Annotated in this window: 14 protein-coding genes; 13 read left to right on the top strand and 1 reads right to left on the bottom strand. The window is 66.5% G+C overall.

Features of this window, described 5'->3' with window-relative positions; genetic code table 11:
- The 10 genes from ftsZ to JSV65_15440 form a co-directional block, all read left to right on the top strand.
- A partial coding sequence (gene ftsZ / locus JSV65_15485; GenBank protein UCH33942.1) for a cell division protein FtsZ occupies positions 1 to 819 on the top strand: 819 nt, incomplete at its 5' end.
- A 289-nt stretch (positions 820 to 1,108) separates the two neighbouring features.
- Positions 1,109 to 2,371, top strand: coding sequence for a 6-phospho-beta-glucosidase (locus JSV65_15480; protein ID UCH36806.1), 1,263 nt, complete (start codon positions 1,109 to 1,111; stop codon positions 2,369 to 2,371).
- A 14-nt stretch (positions 2,372 to 2,385) separates the two neighbouring features.
- Positions 2,386 to 3,393 carry a kinase gene (locus JSV65_15475; GenBank protein UCH33941.1) on the top strand — a complete coding sequence of 336 codons (1,008 nt, stop codon included), beginning with the start codon at positions 2,386 to 2,388 and terminating at the stop codon, positions 3,391 to 3,393.
- Between the two features lie 315 nt (positions 3,394 to 3,708).
- On the top strand, positions 3,709 to 3,855 hold the full coding sequence (locus JSV65_15470) for a hypothetical protein (protein UCH33940.1): 147 nt from the start codon (positions 3,709 to 3,711) through the stop codon (positions 3,853 to 3,855).
- Between the two features lie 288 nt (positions 3,856 to 4,143).
- Positions 4,144 to 5,283, top strand: a complete 1,140-nt coding sequence (locus JSV65_15465; GenBank protein UCH33939.1) for a glycosyltransferase — start codon at positions 4,144 to 4,146, stop codon at positions 5,281 to 5,283.
- A gap of 202 nt (positions 5,284 to 5,485) precedes the next feature.
- A complete protein-coding gene (gene trpS / locus JSV65_15460; protein UCH33938.1) occupies positions 5,486 to 6,493 on the top strand; it encodes a tryptophan--tRNA ligase in 1,008 nt (335 codons plus the stop codon).
- Between the two features lie 71 nt (positions 6,494 to 6,564).
- On the top strand, positions 6,565 to 7,341 hold the full coding sequence (locus tag JSV65_15455) for a segregation/condensation protein A (GenBank protein ID UCH33937.1): 777 nt from the start codon (positions 6,565 to 6,567) through the stop codon (positions 7,339 to 7,341).
- Positions 7,328 to 8,179 (top strand): SMC-Scp complex subunit ScpB, encoded by an 852-nt coding sequence (scpB, locus tag JSV65_15450; protein ID UCH33936.1) that lies wholly within the window; start codon positions 7,328 to 7,330, stop codon positions 8,177 to 8,179. Before JSV65_15455 ends, scpB begins: the two co-directional genes overlap by 14 nt.
- A 22-nt stretch (positions 8,180 to 8,201) precedes the next feature.
- Positions 8,202 to 9,458, top strand: coding sequence for a D-alanyl-D-alanine carboxypeptidase (locus JSV65_15445; protein ID UCH33935.1), 1,257 nt, complete (start codon positions 8,202 to 8,204; stop codon positions 9,456 to 9,458).
- 125 nt (positions 9,459 to 9,583) lie between these two features.
- The gene (locus tag JSV65_15440; GenBank protein ID UCH33934.1) at positions 9,584 to 10,315 is read left to right on the top strand and encodes an rRNA pseudouridine synthase; all 732 of its coding nucleotides are present in this window, start codon (positions 9,584 to 9,586) and stop codon (positions 10,313 to 10,315) included.
- Positions 10,316 to 10,557: 242 nt separating this feature from the next.
- Here the strand turns inward: JSV65_15440 and JSV65_15435 are convergent, their stop codons facing one another.
- Positions 10,558 to 10,749, bottom strand: a complete 192-nt coding sequence (locus JSV65_15435) for a 50S ribosomal protein L28 (GenBank protein ID UCH33933.1) — start codon at positions 10,747 to 10,749, stop codon at positions 10,558 to 10,560.
- Positions 10,750 to 10,905: 156 nt separating this feature from the next.
- Between JSV65_15435 and JSV65_15430 the strand changes: the two genes are divergently transcribed.
- The 3 genes from JSV65_15430 (at position 10,906) to JSV65_15420 (ending at position 15,249) form a co-directional block, all read left to right on the top strand.
- Positions 10,906 to 12,135 carry a DUF1385 domain-containing protein gene (locus JSV65_15430; protein ID UCH33932.1) on the top strand — a complete coding sequence of 410 codons (1,230 nt, stop codon included), beginning with the start codon at positions 10,906 to 10,908 and terminating at the stop codon, positions 12,133 to 12,135.
- Positions 12,136 to 12,158: 23 nt separating this feature from the next.
- Positions 12,159 to 13,487, top strand: a complete 1,329-nt coding sequence (locus tag JSV65_15425) for a hypothetical protein (GenBank protein ID UCH33931.1) — start codon at positions 12,159 to 12,161, stop codon at positions 13,485 to 13,487.
- An 88-nt stretch (positions 13,488 to 13,575) separates the two neighbouring features.
- On the top strand, positions 13,576 to 15,249 hold the full coding sequence (locus tag JSV65_15420; GenBank protein ID UCH33930.1) for an arginine--tRNA ligase: 1,674 nt from the start codon (positions 13,576 to 13,578) through the stop codon (positions 15,247 to 15,249).
- The last annotated feature ends 10 nt before the right edge of the window (positions 15,250 to 15,259 follow it).

Raw genomic sequence — 15,259 nt, 5'->3', positions numbered from 1 at the left:
GCCGAGGAGAGCCGGCAGGAGATGAAGAACGCGCTCGAGGGCGCGGACATGGTCTTCATTACCGCGGGTATGGGCGGCGGCACCGGCACCGGCGGGTGCCCGGTGGCAGCCGAGGTGGCCCACGAGTTGGGCGCGCTGACCGTTGCCGTGGTCACCAAGCCGTTCGGCTTTGAGCGCGGCCGGCGCATGGCCGTCGCCGAGCGCGGCACGCAGTCGCTCAAGGAGCAGGTGGACACGCTTATCACCATTCCCAATGACCGGCTCCTTGGCATCGTTGACAAACACGCCACCCTCGACGAGGCGTTCGCTCAGGCGGACGAAATCCTGCGGCAGGGCGTGCAGGGCATCTCCGACCTCATCATTGTCCCGGGCCGCATCAATCTCGACTTCGCCGACGTCCGCGCCGTCATGTCGGGGGCGGGAACCGCGATCATGGGCATCGGCGAGGCGACCGGTGAGCACCGCGCGGCCGAGGCCGCGCAGACCGCCATATCGAGTCCGCTGCTCGAATCCTCAATCGAGGGCGCCAAGCGGATACTGTTCAACATCACCGGTGGGCCCGACCTCGCATTGTCTGAGGTCGAGGAAGCCGCGCAGATCGTCGCCAGCGCCTCCGACACCCCGGATACCAACGTCCTCTTCGGCGTGGTCATTGACCCGGACGTCAGCGACGCCGTTCGCGTGACGGTCATCGCCACCGGCTTCGAGCCGCACGCCGAAACCGGGCAGAAGGTCGTGGAAGCGTTCGCTGAGGAGGTGCCCGAGGAGCCGGCCGAGCCGCAGGACTTGGACGTGCCTGCGTTCGTGCGCCGCAGGTAACGCGGCGCACGTGCCTCCGTGCCGCGGCGCCGTCGGCCCGCGCGGATGGTCGAACGATGACGTGGATCGGGGCCAGGAGCTGCGACACCTGGCCTCGAATCATTCTACGGCCAAGCGATCGGCCGCGTGTGGCCTGCGCCGCCCTACTTCGCTGCAGCAACGCTCGACCCGTGTCAGGCCCCTCGCTGTACCAGCCTACTCAGCCGTAGGTTCGGGCAGATGCCGCCGTGCTTGCGCCTGACGGTGACGCCGAAACCCGTGCGTCGTAGAATAGCTGCAGAGGTGTATGATGGACGGTGTCAAGCTGTGTGTCATAGGGGCCGGGAGCACCTATACCCCGGAGCTCGTCGAGGGGGTGATTGCTCGCCGCGATGAACTGCCCATCGCCCGTCTGACCCTGATGGATATTGACCGCGAAAAGCTGGACACGGTTTCCGGCCTCGTCAAGCGCATGATCGAGGCGGCGGGCAGCGGCCTCGAGCTGACCGTCACGGCCGACCGCGCGGAAGCGCTCGCCGATGCGGACTACGTGATCGTGCAGATCCGCGTCGGCGGGCTCGCGGCGCGCATCCAGGACGAGAAGATCCCCCTCAAGTTCGGCGTCGTCGGCCAGGAGACCACGGGCCCCGGCGGGTTCGCCAAGGCGCTGCGGACGATACCGGTCATGCTCGATATCGCGGCCGACGCGTCGCGCCTCGCGCCCGATGCTTGGATCATCAACTTCACCAACCCGTCCGGGATCATCACCGAGGCGCTGGGTCGCTACAGCGACGCTCAGGTCATCGGCCTGTGCAACTCGCCTATCGGTCTCCAGCGCGAGCTGGCGCAGCACTTCGACGCACGGCCGTCGGATGTCGTTCTCGACTACTTCGGCCTCAACCATCTGTCCTGGGTGCGCGGTGTACGCGTCCGCGGCGAGGACGTCACCGAGCGCGCTCTGGAGGCGGCGGCGTCCCGGCACAACGACCGAGAGGCGGCGCTCATCCGCACGCTGCGGATGATTCCCTCAGGCTATCTGCGCTACTACTACTTCACGGATGAAGTCGTGGAGCAGCAATTGCGCGCCGGCCAGACGCGGGGTGAGACCGTGGCCGAGGTCGAGGCCGACCTGCTGCGGATGTATCGCGACCCAGCTCTCACCAGCAAGCCCAAGGAACTCGAGAAGCGCGGCGGCGCCCATTATTCGGAGGCCGCGATGGCGCTTATCAGCGCCATCCACAACGATAAGGACGAATGGCACGTCGTCAATGTCGTCAACGCCGGCTGCATCATTGATCTGCCCGATCAGGCGGTGGTCGAGGTCCCGGCGCAGGTGAGTGCCGACGGCGCCCATCCCTTGCCGGTCGGCGAGCTGCCGCTCGACGTGCGCGGCCTGGTGCAGGCGGTGAAGGCGTACGAGGAACTGACCGTGCACGCCGCAGTGGCAGGTGATCGCCGGGCCGCGCTGTTGGCGCTCACGAACCACCCGTTGGTGCCTTGCTTCAGCGTCGCCGAGTCGCTTCTCGACGCGCTCCTGGAGGCGCATCACGAGTATCTGCCGCAGTTCGCATAGCAAGTGGGGTCGCAGTGATCATCCTCGGCGTTGACGGTGGTGGGAGCAAGACGTTCGCAGTCACGGCGGATGAGCGTGGCCGCGTGGTGGGCTTCGGTCGCGGCGGCTGCGGGAACTACGAGGGGCCTGGACTCGAGGCCGCCATGGCTGAAATCGGCGTGGCATGTCGGGGCGCTGTGGATGCGGCTGGCGCGGCGCGGGCGCACGTCGGGTGCTTCTGCCTGGCGGGGGCGGATTTCCCCGAAGACTTCGACATGCTGACCAAGGCCGTCCGCGCGCTTGATGTGGCCGACGCAGTGATCGTCTACAACGACACGCGCGCGGCGTTCGCCGCGGGCAGCCGCCGCGGATACGGCGCGGTCGTCATCATGGGCTCGGGCATGAATGCCGCGGGCTTCGCGCCCGACGGCCGCGACTGCCGCCTGCCGGGGGAAGGATTCCTCTTCGGCGACTGGGGCGGCGCCGGCTCCATCGGCTCCGAAGTGATGCACCGCGTCTTTCGCGCCCACGACGGGCGGGGCGAGCCGACCGCCCTGACCGCGATGGTCCTCGATCGTCTCGGCGTCCCCGACATAGATGGCCTGACGCGACAGCTCAACCACGGGCAGATTCCCTCCGCCGCTTTAGGGCGCCTCACGCTGCTCGTATTCGAGGCAGCCGCGACCGGCGATACGGTCGCCCGTGGGATAGCCGAGCGCGTCGCCGAGGAGACGGCTCTCGCTGCTCTGGCGATGCTGCGCCGCGTGGGTCTGGAGGGGAGCGAGTGTGACGTCGTGCTCGGCGGCGGCGTCTACAAGGCCGGAGGCGCAATGCTCCTCGACCTCGCGACGAAAAAGATTCGCGCGCAGGTGCCGGGCGCTGACGTGATCGTGCCGTCCATGGAGCCGGTCATCGGCGCCGCAATCCTCGCTCTGGAGAAAGCCGGAGTCACGCCCGACGACGCGGTCCGCGCGAACCTTCAGCAGGGGAACGACCGCTTGGTCGCCCCCTACGCGGTGCCCTCGCAGAACAACGTGCGCTGACGTGTGGTCCATCGGTGTGACCGATTTTCGTTGGTGGCTGGGCCGCGCGACCGGATGTGGCCCAGCCGCCCTCGGCTGGGCCTAGGCGGCTCGCAGAGCCGCCCGGCGGAGCTGAGGCCGCATACCAAAGCTCCGCAGTCACACCCCGGTCCATCGAGCAACTGACCCGACTCTGCGGTTTCTCTATACTGTAGCCGCCTCTTGATTCCGAAGGTAGGTGTCTGTGCCCGACTAACCGGATAGAGGATCGAATGATGGTTGCTCGCTGTCGGCGCGGGGCGATTGCGATGGCACTCCCGTGCGCGGCAGCGAACAATGCCGTCTGACGCTGGCGACTGCGCCGTGATTGTCACCGACCACTCGCGCTTGCCCTACGCCGAACTCGTCGCGCATTCCCGCATGATCCGTGACGTATGCAGCGGCCTGCGCGTTTACTTCGAGGACAGCATCGTGCAGCTGTAGAGTCCGCCCGCAAGAGCCCGGCACTCGCCCGCAGCAATCCGTCGCGGTACGCCCTCACCATGGCGACACAGACCCACTCCGTACGGCCACGATACAGGCTACGGGTCAGGATCGAGGCAATGATAGGGACGAGTGCGACAGCGACGTGCGACAATTGCAGCGACAGGTACAGCTTTCCTGGGCGCGCATCAAACTCCTGCTCGCATATTGACTTGAGCACCGCGTTGTGCTATCCTTCCGTCGCTTTCGCCGGGCGCTCGCTGGGGGCGCCTTCTGGATGGCACTCCTATGCGAGTGTGCATGTTCACCGAGTGCTATCTCCCCACGGTCAATGGGGTGGTGGTCTCGGTGAATACGTTTGCGGAGCAACTCCGGCGGCTCGGCGTGGAAGTAACCGTCGTCGCGCCGCGGTATGCGGGCTACAGCGACATAACCGACGGCATGCTCCGACTCCGCTCCGTGACACCGCCGTGGCGCCCCGATTATCCCCTGATGATACCGTGGTGGTCCCGCGTCGCGTCGCGCCTGCGCGGCCGAGAGCCGGACGTCGTCCACGTCCACAGCCCGTTTCTCGCTGGCGGCCTCGGCAGGCGGGTGGCGCGCAAACTGCGCCGGCCGCTCGTGTTCACCTTTCACACCGTGTACGAGGAATACGTTCATTATGTCCCTTTGCCGCGGCCGCTCGCGAGGTTCCTCGCGCGGCGCATCAGTCGGGGCTTTGCACAGCGCTGCGATGCCGTCGTGGCGCCCTCAGACGGCATACGCGACATGCTGCGGCGCGACGGCGTGACCTCGCGCATCGAGGTCATACCAACCGGCCTCGACCTGGAACTCGCGGCCCCCGATCGCCTCACTCCGACCCGCGAGCGCTGGGGAATACCGCCGCAGGCTTCGCTGCTCGCGTACGTCGGGCGCGTCGCGAAAGAGAAAAGCATCGACCTGATGCTGGCCGCGTTCGCGCTCGTCGCGGCGCAGGTGCCGCAGTGCATGCTGCTCGTCGTGGGGTCGGGGGCGTGGGACGCGCAGGCGCGCGCCATGGCAGTGGAACTGGGCATTGCGGACTCGGTGCGCTTCGCAGGCACTCTCCCGCGCGAGGATGCCATACGGTGCGCCGCGGATGCGGATGCCCTGCTGTTTCCGTCCATCACCGACACGCAAGGCCTGGTCGTCGTGGAGGCAATGGCTGCGGGAACGCCGTGCATCGCTGCGCGGAGCGGCGCGGTCACGGGGCTGGTGCGGGATGGAGTCAACGGCGTGATCGTCGAGCACGACGCCGGCGCTGTGGCCGCCGCCGCTGTCTCCCTGCTTCGTGACGCGGACCGGCTGGCGCATATGGGTGCGGCGGCGCGCGAGACAGCCCGGGCGTTCTCCGCCGCGGCAATGGCGGGCCGGCTGCTCGCGCTGTACGAATCGCTGCTGGCGGGCTGAACCCGTCGGCGCACGGGCGAGTGAATGCCGCCGTGCAGGCGGGGGTGCGGCATGGCGGGCGACCAAGCGGCTGCTCGCGGCAAAGTTGCTGACAAAGCGGCGGCTGTGCTATAATGCGCGGCGCGCCGATGCGGAATGCGGCGTCACCGCGGAGAACGGCCGTCGTGGGCGCAGCGTCCGGCGTCAGCACTGGGAGGTACGGTTGAAGAAAGGGGTCATATTCAGCGGCATGCGCCCCACCGGGCCCGTGCATTTGGGGAACCTGGAGGGTGCGCTGCGCTCATGGGTCACGCTGCAGGATGAGTACGAACTCTACTGCGGCATCGTTGACCTGCACGCGCTCACGACTGACCACGAGGACACTTCGGAGCTTGCCGCGCGCGTGCGCCAGATGGCGGTTGATTTCATCTCCGCGGGCATTGACCCCGAGCTCTCGACGATTCTCGTGCAGTCGCACGTGCGCGAGCACGCCGAGTTGCATCTCCTGCTGTCCATGATCACGCCCGTCGGCTGGCTCGAACGCGTGCCGACGTACAAAGAGAAAGTCGATGACCTCCACGGCGCGGCGCCCGGCTACGGGCTGCTCGGATACCCCGTGCTCATGGCGTCGGACATCTTGCTCTATCGGTCAGATACGGTGCCCGTCGGCCAGGATCAGCTCCCGCATCTGGAACTGACGCGTGAGATCGCGCGCAGATTCAATTACCTCTACGGGGAGGTGTTCTCGGAGCCGGCAGCGAAGGTTACCAAGCACGCTGTGCTGCCCGGCCTCGACGGCCGGAAGATGAGCAAGTCCTACGACAACCTGATATACATCGCCGAGGATCCGGAGTCCATTCGCGCCAAGGTCAAGGGCATGTTCACGGATCCGAGCCGGGCCTATCGCACGGATCCGGGGCACCCGGATATCTGCCCGGTGTTCACGTATCACTCGATTTACACCGCGACCGACGTGACGCGCGAGATAGAGCAGGAATGTAAAGGCGCGCAGATCGGCTGCGTCGAGTGCAAGGAGAAGCTGGCGCAGTCCATCATCGCCGCGCTCGCCCCGATTCGAGAACGTCGGCAGGAAATCGAGGCGCGGCCGGGCCTCGTAGATGAGATTCTGCACGAAGGCGCAGAGAGGGCGCGCCGCGTCGCCCGCAGCACAATGGCCCTGGTGCGCGAGGCGATGAAATTGCCGCAGGAGAAGACGACCGCGAGGGAGTAACGGAAGAACGACACAACTCGGCGTCGAGCAACAGACCAACCCGCAGCCAAATCGCAGCACGGAGAGCAGCAATGATCACGGCTCCCAAGCCGCAGACTGAGCCCGAGATACACACGCACTTCACCGGCCACCCCGTTCGGCTCCCCGTTTTCGAGGGCCCTCTCGACTTGCTGTTGTACCTGATTGACCGCGACCAGATTGATATCTACAACATCCCCATCGCGCGCATTACCGCGCAGTATCTCGACTATCTGACCATGCTGGAGTCCTTTAACCTCGAGGTCGCCGGCGAATTCCTGGTCATGGCGGCGACGCTGCTGGAGATCAAGTCGAAGATGCTGCTGCCGCGCGAGTCGGTGCCGGAGGAAGATGAAGAGGGCCCGGACCCACGCGCCGCGCTGGTGGAGCGTCTGCTCGAATACCGGAAGTATCAGGAGGTCGCCGCCGGCCTCGGCGAGCGCGCCGAGATCCAGCGTTGGGTTTTCAGCCGCTCGCTGCTGGGCGAGGAGGAGGAGAGCAGCGGGTACCTGATGCTCAACGCGGCCACGGCGTTCGACCTGTGGTCGGCGCTGCAGCACGTGCTCGCGCGCGCGCAGGATACTCCCGTCGCGGAGCTGCGTCGGCCGCGCGTGACCGTCGCCATGAAAGTCGCCCAGGTGGCGGCGCGCCTGCGCGACGCCGGCGAAGAGGGGCTGGATTTCGTCGCCCTGTTCCCGGAAGTCGTGACCAAGCTCGAGGTCATCGTTACCTTTCTCGCGATCCTGGAGATGATGCGCCGGCAGCTTATACGGGTCGTGCAGAAGCACGCGTTCGGAGCGATCTGGATCCATGCTAATGGAAAGGACTGAAACCGAATCTGGGGCCGCAGCGGATGCCGACGACCGCAGCGATGACGATGTGGCGCGGCTGACGCGATCGGTCGAGGCCCTGCTCTTCATGTCAGGCGCCTCGCTGAGTCTCGACGATCTGTGCGAGTTGACGGGCGAGGCGCCGGAGCAGGTCAACGCAGCGCTCGATCTGCTGCGCCAGGACTGCGAGCGGCGCGCCGTGCACATTGCCAGCGTTGCTGGCGGCTTTCAGTTGGTAACGCGGCGCGAGTACGGCGAGCTGGTCGCCAAGTTGCTCCAGCCGAAGCGCTTTCGCCTCTCTCGCGCCGCCCTCGAGACGCTGGCGATTGTCGCGTACAAGCAGCCCGCCACGCGCCCGGAGGTCGAGGAAATCCGCGGCGTCAATGTCGATGGGGTGATGGAGACCCTGCTCCAGCACGAGTTGGTCCGCGAATGCGGGCGCCGGCGCAGCCCCGGACGGCCTATCCAGTACGCCACCACCGAGAATTTCCTCACGCACTTCGGACTCAACTCGCTGCAAGACTTGCCCGACCTGGATCGTCTCGGGCGGCAGGACGAGGTGGAGACGGAAGAGGACGACGCGGAGACGGAGCCCGCCGAGGCGGAAGCCGACGAGCCGGGGTCGGAAACGGAACAACACGACGCGCAGACGACGGAGGTCATGGGGGAAACGGCGGAAGACGACGGGGCAGCGGACGACCGGAAAGCGCCGACGGAGCAAGGATCCGCCCCCGAAGGGAAGGCGTCGGAGCCAGTCGAAGCAAACACCGGCGGCGGCGAGGAGCAGGCGGCGGAGCCTCGCGATGAGACGCCGCTGTCCGACCCGCAGGCTTCATAACTCACGCGAGAGGAGGAGCGTTTTGCGAGCAGGCATCGCAGCACTAGTCGCAGCAATCATCACGACATCATGCGCGGCGGCCGCACACGCGCGCGCGGACGCACCTAGAATCGAGGCGACGGCGGCCATCCTGGTGGACGCCGAGACGGGCCAGGTGCTGTACGAGAAGAACGCCGACGAGCGGCGCTCCATCGCGAGCACAACCAAGATCATGACCGCGTTGCTGATCATCGAGCGGGGCCAGCTCGACGCGGTGTGCAGCGTGAGCAAGCGGGCCGCCGAAACGCCCCAGAGCTCGATCTCGTTGGACCCCGGCGAGCGACTGCGCCTTGATGACCTGTTGGCCGCGGTGCTGGTGAAGTCGGCGAACGATGCCGCGGTGGCCGCGGCGGAGGCGGTGGCGGGCAGCGAACGGGCTTTCGTGGACACGATGAACCAGCGGGCGCGCGAACTAGGCGCGACGAACACGCATTTCACCAATCCGCACGGGCTGTACGATGCCGAGCATTTCTCCACCGCGCGCGATCTCGCCCTCATGGCGCGCGAGGCGATGCATTCACCACGGTTCGCGGATCTCGTCAGCACCAAGAGCTGCACGATTCCCTGGCCGGGCAAGGATTGTGAGCGACGCCTGGCGAACAAGAATAGGCTGTTGAGTCTCATGCCCGGCGCCGACGGGGTGAAGACGGGTTACGTGAAGGAATCCGGCCCGTGCCTCGTCGCGTCGGTGACGCGTGATGGATGGCGACTGATGGCCGTACTGCTCGACAGCCCCGATCTGTGGACGGAGGCGGAAGCACTGCTCGGCTACGGCTTTGACAATTTCCGTGCGCTGCAATTCGCCCAGCGCGGTAAACCGGTGGCCTCGGTTGAGGTGCAAGGAGGCGAGAGCCCACGGGTGCCTCTCGTTCCCTCCGCGAGCCTGATGCTCGTACTGCCGAAGTGGAGCCGGCAGGACTACGGCTACATGCCTCGCATCGACCTGTCGCGCTCGCGCTTGGGAGCCCCGGTACGCGCGGGACAACAAATGGGCCGCATGGTCCTCGTCGCCGGCGACACAGAGCTGGCGGCGGTGGATCTGCTCGCCGGCGAGACGATCCCGCGATCGCTGCTGTCGAGCATCTGGCTTGGGATGAGCCGGACCATGCTGTGCCTTGTCGCTGCCGTGATCGCCGTACGTGGCTATTCCGTGGCGACCAAGAAGCACCGCACCAGGCGTATCCACGTGCGGCTGACACCTGCGCAGCGAGAGCCCCGTTCCGACATACTGCCGCAGTAGGCGCGCTTTCCTCTGGCACAGGCGTCGAGTTGATTAACCGGGCGTGAGCGCCGCGATGCGCGGAGCGTGCGGGATCCCCAGGAGTCCCCACCTTGGCCGTAAACGAACAAGGTAGTGGAAGGCCTATGCGCCTTCAGAAGTACCTGTCCGCCGCGGGCGTCGCCTCGCGCAGGAGCGCCGAGGAGCTTATCGCCGCCGGGCGCGTGACAGTTGATGGGAAAGTGGCCACATTGGGCGACAAGGCCGATCCGAGCCGCCAGACGGTTGCCGTTGACGGGCAGCCGGTGGCATCGGTGGCCCACGCGTACTTCATGCTCAACAAGCCGAAGGGCTACCTCACGACGGTGTCGGACCGCTTCGGACGGCGCGCCGTCATGGACCTGATCCCGGATGCGCCGCCCGGGACGCATCCCGTGGGACGGCTCGACGCCGACACGGAGGGTCTGCTCCTGCTCACGAATCACGGCGACCTCACCGCCGCTCTCACCCGTCCTTCGCAGGAGATAGAGAAGGTGTACCTGGCCCGCGTGCGAGGGGTACCGTCGCACGGCGATCTCGAGCGTCTGAGATCGGGCGTGAAGCTGGAAGATGGCCTCACGGCGCCTGCGAAGGCGCGGCTCATTGACCGGCAGAACGACGAAGCCATCGTCGAACTCACCATCTACGAGGGACGCAAGCGTCAGGTCAAGCGCATGATGGCGAAAGTGCGCCATCCCGTCGTAGTATTGAAGCGGACGGGATTCGGGCCGCTCAGGCTCGGCGGTCTGCCGCGCGGCGAATCGCGCGAGTTGAGCGACTCCGAAGTGCGCGCCTGCATCGCTGCGGCAACACGTCAGCCCTCCCCGCGGCGCCGGTAACCGACGACCGCCTGAGGTGAACTGCGTGGGCTGCGTACGGCTGTGGCCCCCCGGCCCGCACCACGCCTGTGGAATGGCGACCCACGGAGTCCGGGCTGTTCGAGGGTCTCGGCTATCTGCGAAGCAACTGAGACGCTCGCGGGATCCCGTTGGGGGGAGGCCGGAGGTGAAGCCAAGCCTCACCGGAGTCGGTGAGGGTGGTTCCGAGGTCTGCGCGGCTTATGGCAGCGCCCGAGCCCGGTTTACACTACGCGCTTGACCTTCCCCGCCTTGAGGCACTTCGCGCAGACGCGCAGGGTCTTCTTTCCCTTGGGTCCGGCGGTCTTCACTGGTTGCAGGTTGGGCAACCAGCGGCGCTTGGTGCGCACGTGGGAGTGGCTCACGTTGTATCCGACTTGAGGCGCTTTTCCGCAGACGGCGCAGCGCTGTGCCATGGCGGTCTCCTGTTGAAAAGCCACAGCCCTGCCGGTTTCCAGCAAGGCCGTGGAAGGTGGTCTTTCCCCGTGGAACTGAATCATGTTATCATAATGAGTAAGGTTTAGCAAGGACGAACGGAACCCGCCCGGCGGACGCGGGAGCGCACGCACACCATGGAATCGCTCGGCGACCAGAGAATCGAGACACTGGCCCATCCCTGCCGCACGTTGGATGCCACCGACGGCCTAGGCAAGGCGGTCGAAGCGTTGCGTCAGGCGGGGCTCTCGGCGCTGCCCGTCGTCGCTTCGGGGCAGCTGCTCGGCATGGTCACCGAGGGCGATATCATGCGCCTGCTCACGCAGGAAGCCGCCCGCGGCAATGTCGAGAGCCTGCGCACGACTCCCGTGAGCCGTGCCATGTCCGTCCCCATCGTCGCTCTGTACGGCGGGCAGACGCTGGCGCACGCGCGCGACCTGTTCGCGTCATCCGACCTGCGCGTGCTGCCGGTGATTGATGCCGCCGGGACCTTCCGCGGAGTCGTGACGCGGGCGGACGTCATGTCCGCGCTGTTCGGCGTCACCAGCCCGCCGCGTGTGGGCGGCCTGGCGACGCCGCTCGGCGTCTTCCTTACCACAGGGCACACGCGCGGAGGGGTAGGCGACATCGGCCTGTTTCTGAGCGGCGTCGCTCTCGTGCTGATGTTCCTGGCCGCGAGCTTCCTAACGAACCTCATCGCGCTCGGGATCGAGACGTGGCTGGGCTGGCCGATCTTCGCCATGACTATCGCGCAGGAGGTCGCCGTGAACCGGGACTATGCCGGCGCCGGCATCGCCGGTTTCGGCAGTCTGCTGATCCTTGGCCTGCAACTTGCGATCTTCTTCATCCTGCTGCGCCTCGCGCCACTGACCGGCACGCACGCCGCCGAGCACATGGTGGTTCACGCCATCGAAGAAGGTGAGGAACTCACCATCGACACCGTAGCCAGGAAACCACGTGTACACCCGCGCTGCGGCACCAACCTCATGGCTCTCGTCTTCATCGTGTTCGCCGGCGGCTCGCTCATCATGTCTATGGAGAGTTACCTCGGCAGCATCGGCGCCATCACCGGACTCGGTATGCTTTTGATCGTCGTCTATCTGATCTGGCGCGGGGTCGGGGCTGGCATCCAGCGATTCCTGACCACCAAGCCGCCCAGTCGGCGACAGCTCGAAGGCGCTATCCGCGCCGCGCGACAATTGCTGTCGCGCTATCAGCAACGGCCTTCATACCACGCCGGCGGGTTGGCGAGGCTGTGGAACGTCGGCATCGTTCAGGTCGCCCTCGGCTTCATCGCAACCTGGTCGGCTGCCGGTTATCTGTCGGATTGGCTGCACCTCGGCCTGTTCCCGTTCGGGCGGTGGTAATTCGCATCGAGGAGGAGATCCACGTGACCAGATTCGCCCTTGCGGTTGCGGCGCTTGTGCTCGTTTGCGGCGTCGTCACTGCGGACCACACCGACACCGTCTTCGAGCGCCTGCAGCTCGGCAAGCTCACTGCGCTGCGCGAGGAGGTCAAGGACCTCGCCGAGACCCTGACGCCGGTCGAGACGGGAGATCAGTACAAGGACTTGCGGGCGGTTATCCACTCCCATTCCTACCTCTCGCACGATAGTAGAGGCACGCTCGAGGAAATGGTTGCGGCGGCCCACGCGTCCGGCACCGACGTCGTTATGCTCACCGACCATCGTTCCCAGGAGCAGGACGTGCTGACCGAAGGGTTCTCGGGCATGCACGACGGCGTGTTGTTCTTCCCGGGCTCGGAGGCGCGCGGCCTCCTCATCTACACGCCGACTTCGATTGACATTGACGCGCCGACGACGCTTCAGGATCTGATTGACCTCGTCGAATCGAAGGGAGGCACGACCTTCCTGTCCCACATCGAGGGGCATCAGGACTTCGACCTCACCGGCGTGACCGGCATGGAGATCTACAACCTGCACGCGGCGGCGTACGAGGCCCCCGGCATCTTCCAGGTCATCACGCCGCGCAGCGCGCAGGACGTTGCCCGGCTCATGATCCTGGTGCAGGCGTTTCAGACCTACCCGCGCGAGGCCCTGGCGGCGATAGCCTTCCGCCCCGACCTGTATCTGCGCCGGTTCGATGAGATGACGCAGAAGTACCCGCTCACCGGCGTTGCCGCCCCCGACTCGCACAGCAATACGGGAATCGTGCTCAAGGCCGCCGAGGACGGCAAGGTGCGCGTCGAGGAACTCCTCGGCGATGAGATCGCCGTCCTCGACGCGGCGGCAGTGCCTTTCCCCGGCGTCGTCCGGCCCGACGCGCAGCCCGGCGACGTGCTGTTCAAGCTGCAACTCGATCCGTACGATGCCAGCATGGGACACGTCGGCACGTTCGTTCTCGCCAAGGATCTCACTCCACAGGAGTTTCTCGCCGGCCTGCGCGCCGGCCGCTGCTACGTGGCGTTCGATTGGATCGCCAACCCCGAGGGCTTTCGCTTCACGGCGGTTAAGGACGACCGCCCGGTGGCGATCATGGGCCAGGAGACGGCCTGCGCGCCCGGCCTTGCATTGGAGGCCGCGCTGCCGGCCGAGGCTGTCGTGCGCCTCTACCGCAACGGCGAGCAGTGCGGCGAGATCACGGGTCGCCGCGCGACATGGCCGATCTCGCAGCCCGGCGTCTATCGAGTTGAGGCCTACGTGCAGCTTGTCGGCGAACTGCGCCCCTGGATACTTTCGAATCCCATCTACGTGCGCTGAGCTGGCGCGCAGTGTTTCCGCGCGCACGCATCGCATGTGAGATGCACGCTCCTTGAGCGTAGTATGAATAGCCCAGGCTAGAGCGGTCATGATCAAGGACAAACTGCGCGAGGCGCTGGCTCAGGCCTTCGCCGCCGCCATTGAGGCTGGAGAACTGGGCTCGGCGCCGCAACCCGAGATCGAGCTGCTTGCGCCCCCGGATCCGAGGTTCGGCGATTTCTCCACCAACCTGGCAATGACTGCGGCTGGAGAGCAGGGCCGACCGCCGCGCGAGGTCGCCGCGATTCTGCTGGAGCGGCTGTCCGGGCTCGACGACATCGTCGAGAAGGCCGAGATCGCCGGCCCCGGCTTCATCAACTTCCACCTCAAGCCGACCTGGCTGGACGAAGTGGTGCGCGCCGTGCATTCGTTGGACGACCGCTACGGCGGCGGCGCTGAGGGCGCCGGTCGGAGAATCCTCATCGAGTTCGTCAGCGCGAACCCCGTGGGGCCGCTCACCGTCGCACAGGGGCGCGCTGCGGCGATCGGTGACACGCTGGCGCGGTTGCTCGAAGCACGCGGCTATGACGTGTCCCGCGAGTACTACGTCAACGACGCTGCCAGCAGCACGCAGATACAGAAGCTGGCGGCATCCCTGGACGCGCGGTACGGGCAAGCGCTGGGGCAAGACAAAGCCGTGCCGGAAGACGGCTATCAAGGGGAGTACCTGGCGCGGATGGCCCAGGACATCATCGAGCGCGAGGGCGACCGGTACTTGGCCATGCCCGAGGCGGAGCGGCTTGCCGCGTTCGCCTCGGTTGCCGAGCGGAGCTTCGTCGAGGATCACCGGCGCGTTCTGGAAGCGTTCGGCGTGACGTTTGACAACTGGTTCCGCGAGAGTTCCGTGTTCGAGCGCGGTGAGGTGGACGAGGTGCTCGACTTGCTCAAGCAGCGCGGGTATGCATATGAGTCCGAGGGCGCGCTGTGGCTGCGCTCGACCGCATTCGGCGATGATAAGGATCGGGCGCTGGTGCGGGGCAACGGCAAGCCGACCTACATCGCGGCCGACACTGCGTACCACCGCAACAAGTTCGACCGCGGCTTCGACCGGCTGATTGACATCTGGGGCCCGGATCATCACGGCTACGTGGCGCGCACCAAGGCGGCGACGGCGGCGCTCGGGTACCCCGCCGACAACTTGGACATCATCATTCACCAGCTCGTCCGGCTGTTCAGCGCAGGCGAGATGGTGCGCATGTCCAAGCGCGCGGGCGAAATCATCACGCTCGAGGAGGTGACCGAGGAGGTCGGCGCCGACGCTGCGCGCTACTTCTTCCTGATGCGCTCCTCCGACAGCCCCCTCGATTTCGACCTCGAGTTGGCCAAGCAGGAGACCGCCGAGAACCCCGTCTATTACGTGCAGTACGCCCACGCACGCATCAGCAGCATCCTGCGCAACGCGCAGGAGCAGGGCGTCGCGCTGCCCGATCCCGCGCAGGCCGACCTGTCACTGCTGCGGGAGTCGGATGAGCTGGCCCTGATGCGCAAGCTCGCCGACTTCCCGGACGAAGTCTCCGTGGCCGCGCAGCGCTATGAGCCGCACCGCATGACACGCTACGCCTCCGAGTTGGCCGGCGTGTTCCACGTCTTCTACACTAACTGTCGGGTGCTCGGCGATGACGCGGCGTTGACTGCGGCGCGGCTGACGCTGGTGGGCGCCGCGCTGATCACGCTGCGCAACGTGCTGCGGCTGCTCGGGGTTTCGGCCCCGGAGAGCATGTAGCCCGGGCGCT

The organism is Armatimonadota bacterium (assembly GCA_020354555.1).
GTDB lineage: Bacteria > Armatimonadota > Hebobacteria.
Note: the sequence above shows the minus strand (reverse complement) of the source record. Positions and strands in the feature narration are given on the sequence as shown.

Coding starts and splice junctions, on each gene's coding strand:
- JSV65_15480 (UCH36806.1), top strand. CDS start 1,109: ATGGACGGTGTCAAGCTGTGTGTCATAGGGGCCGGGAGCACCTATACC.
- JSV65_15470 (UCH33940.1), top strand. CDS start 3,709: ATGCCGTCTGACGCTGGCGACTGCGCCGTGATTGTCACCGACCACTCG.
- JSV65_15465 (UCH33939.1), top strand. CDS start 4,144: ATGCGAGTGTGCATGTTCACCGAGTGCTATCTCCCCACGGTCAATGGG.
- JSV65_15455 (UCH33937.1), top strand. CDS start 6,565: ATGATCACGGCTCCCAAGCCGCAGACTGAGCCCGAGATACACACGCAC.
- scpB (UCH33936.1), top strand. CDS start 7,328: ATGGAAAGGACTGAAACCGAATCTGGGGCCGCAGCGGATGCCGACGAC.
- JSV65_15440 (UCH33934.1), top strand. CDS start 9,584: ATGCGCCTTCAGAAGTACCTGTCCGCCGCGGGCGTCGCCTCGCGCAGG.
- JSV65_15435 (UCH33933.1), bottom strand. CDS start 10,749: ATGGCACAGCGCTGCGCCGTCTGCGGAAAAGCGCCTCAAGTCGGATAC.
- JSV65_15430 (UCH33932.1), top strand. CDS start 10,906: ATGGAATCGCTCGGCGACCAGAGAATCGAGACACTGGCCCATCCCTGC.
- JSV65_15420 (UCH33930.1), top strand. CDS start 13,576: ATGATCAAGGACAAACTGCGCGAGGCGCTGGCTCAGGCCTTCGCCGCC.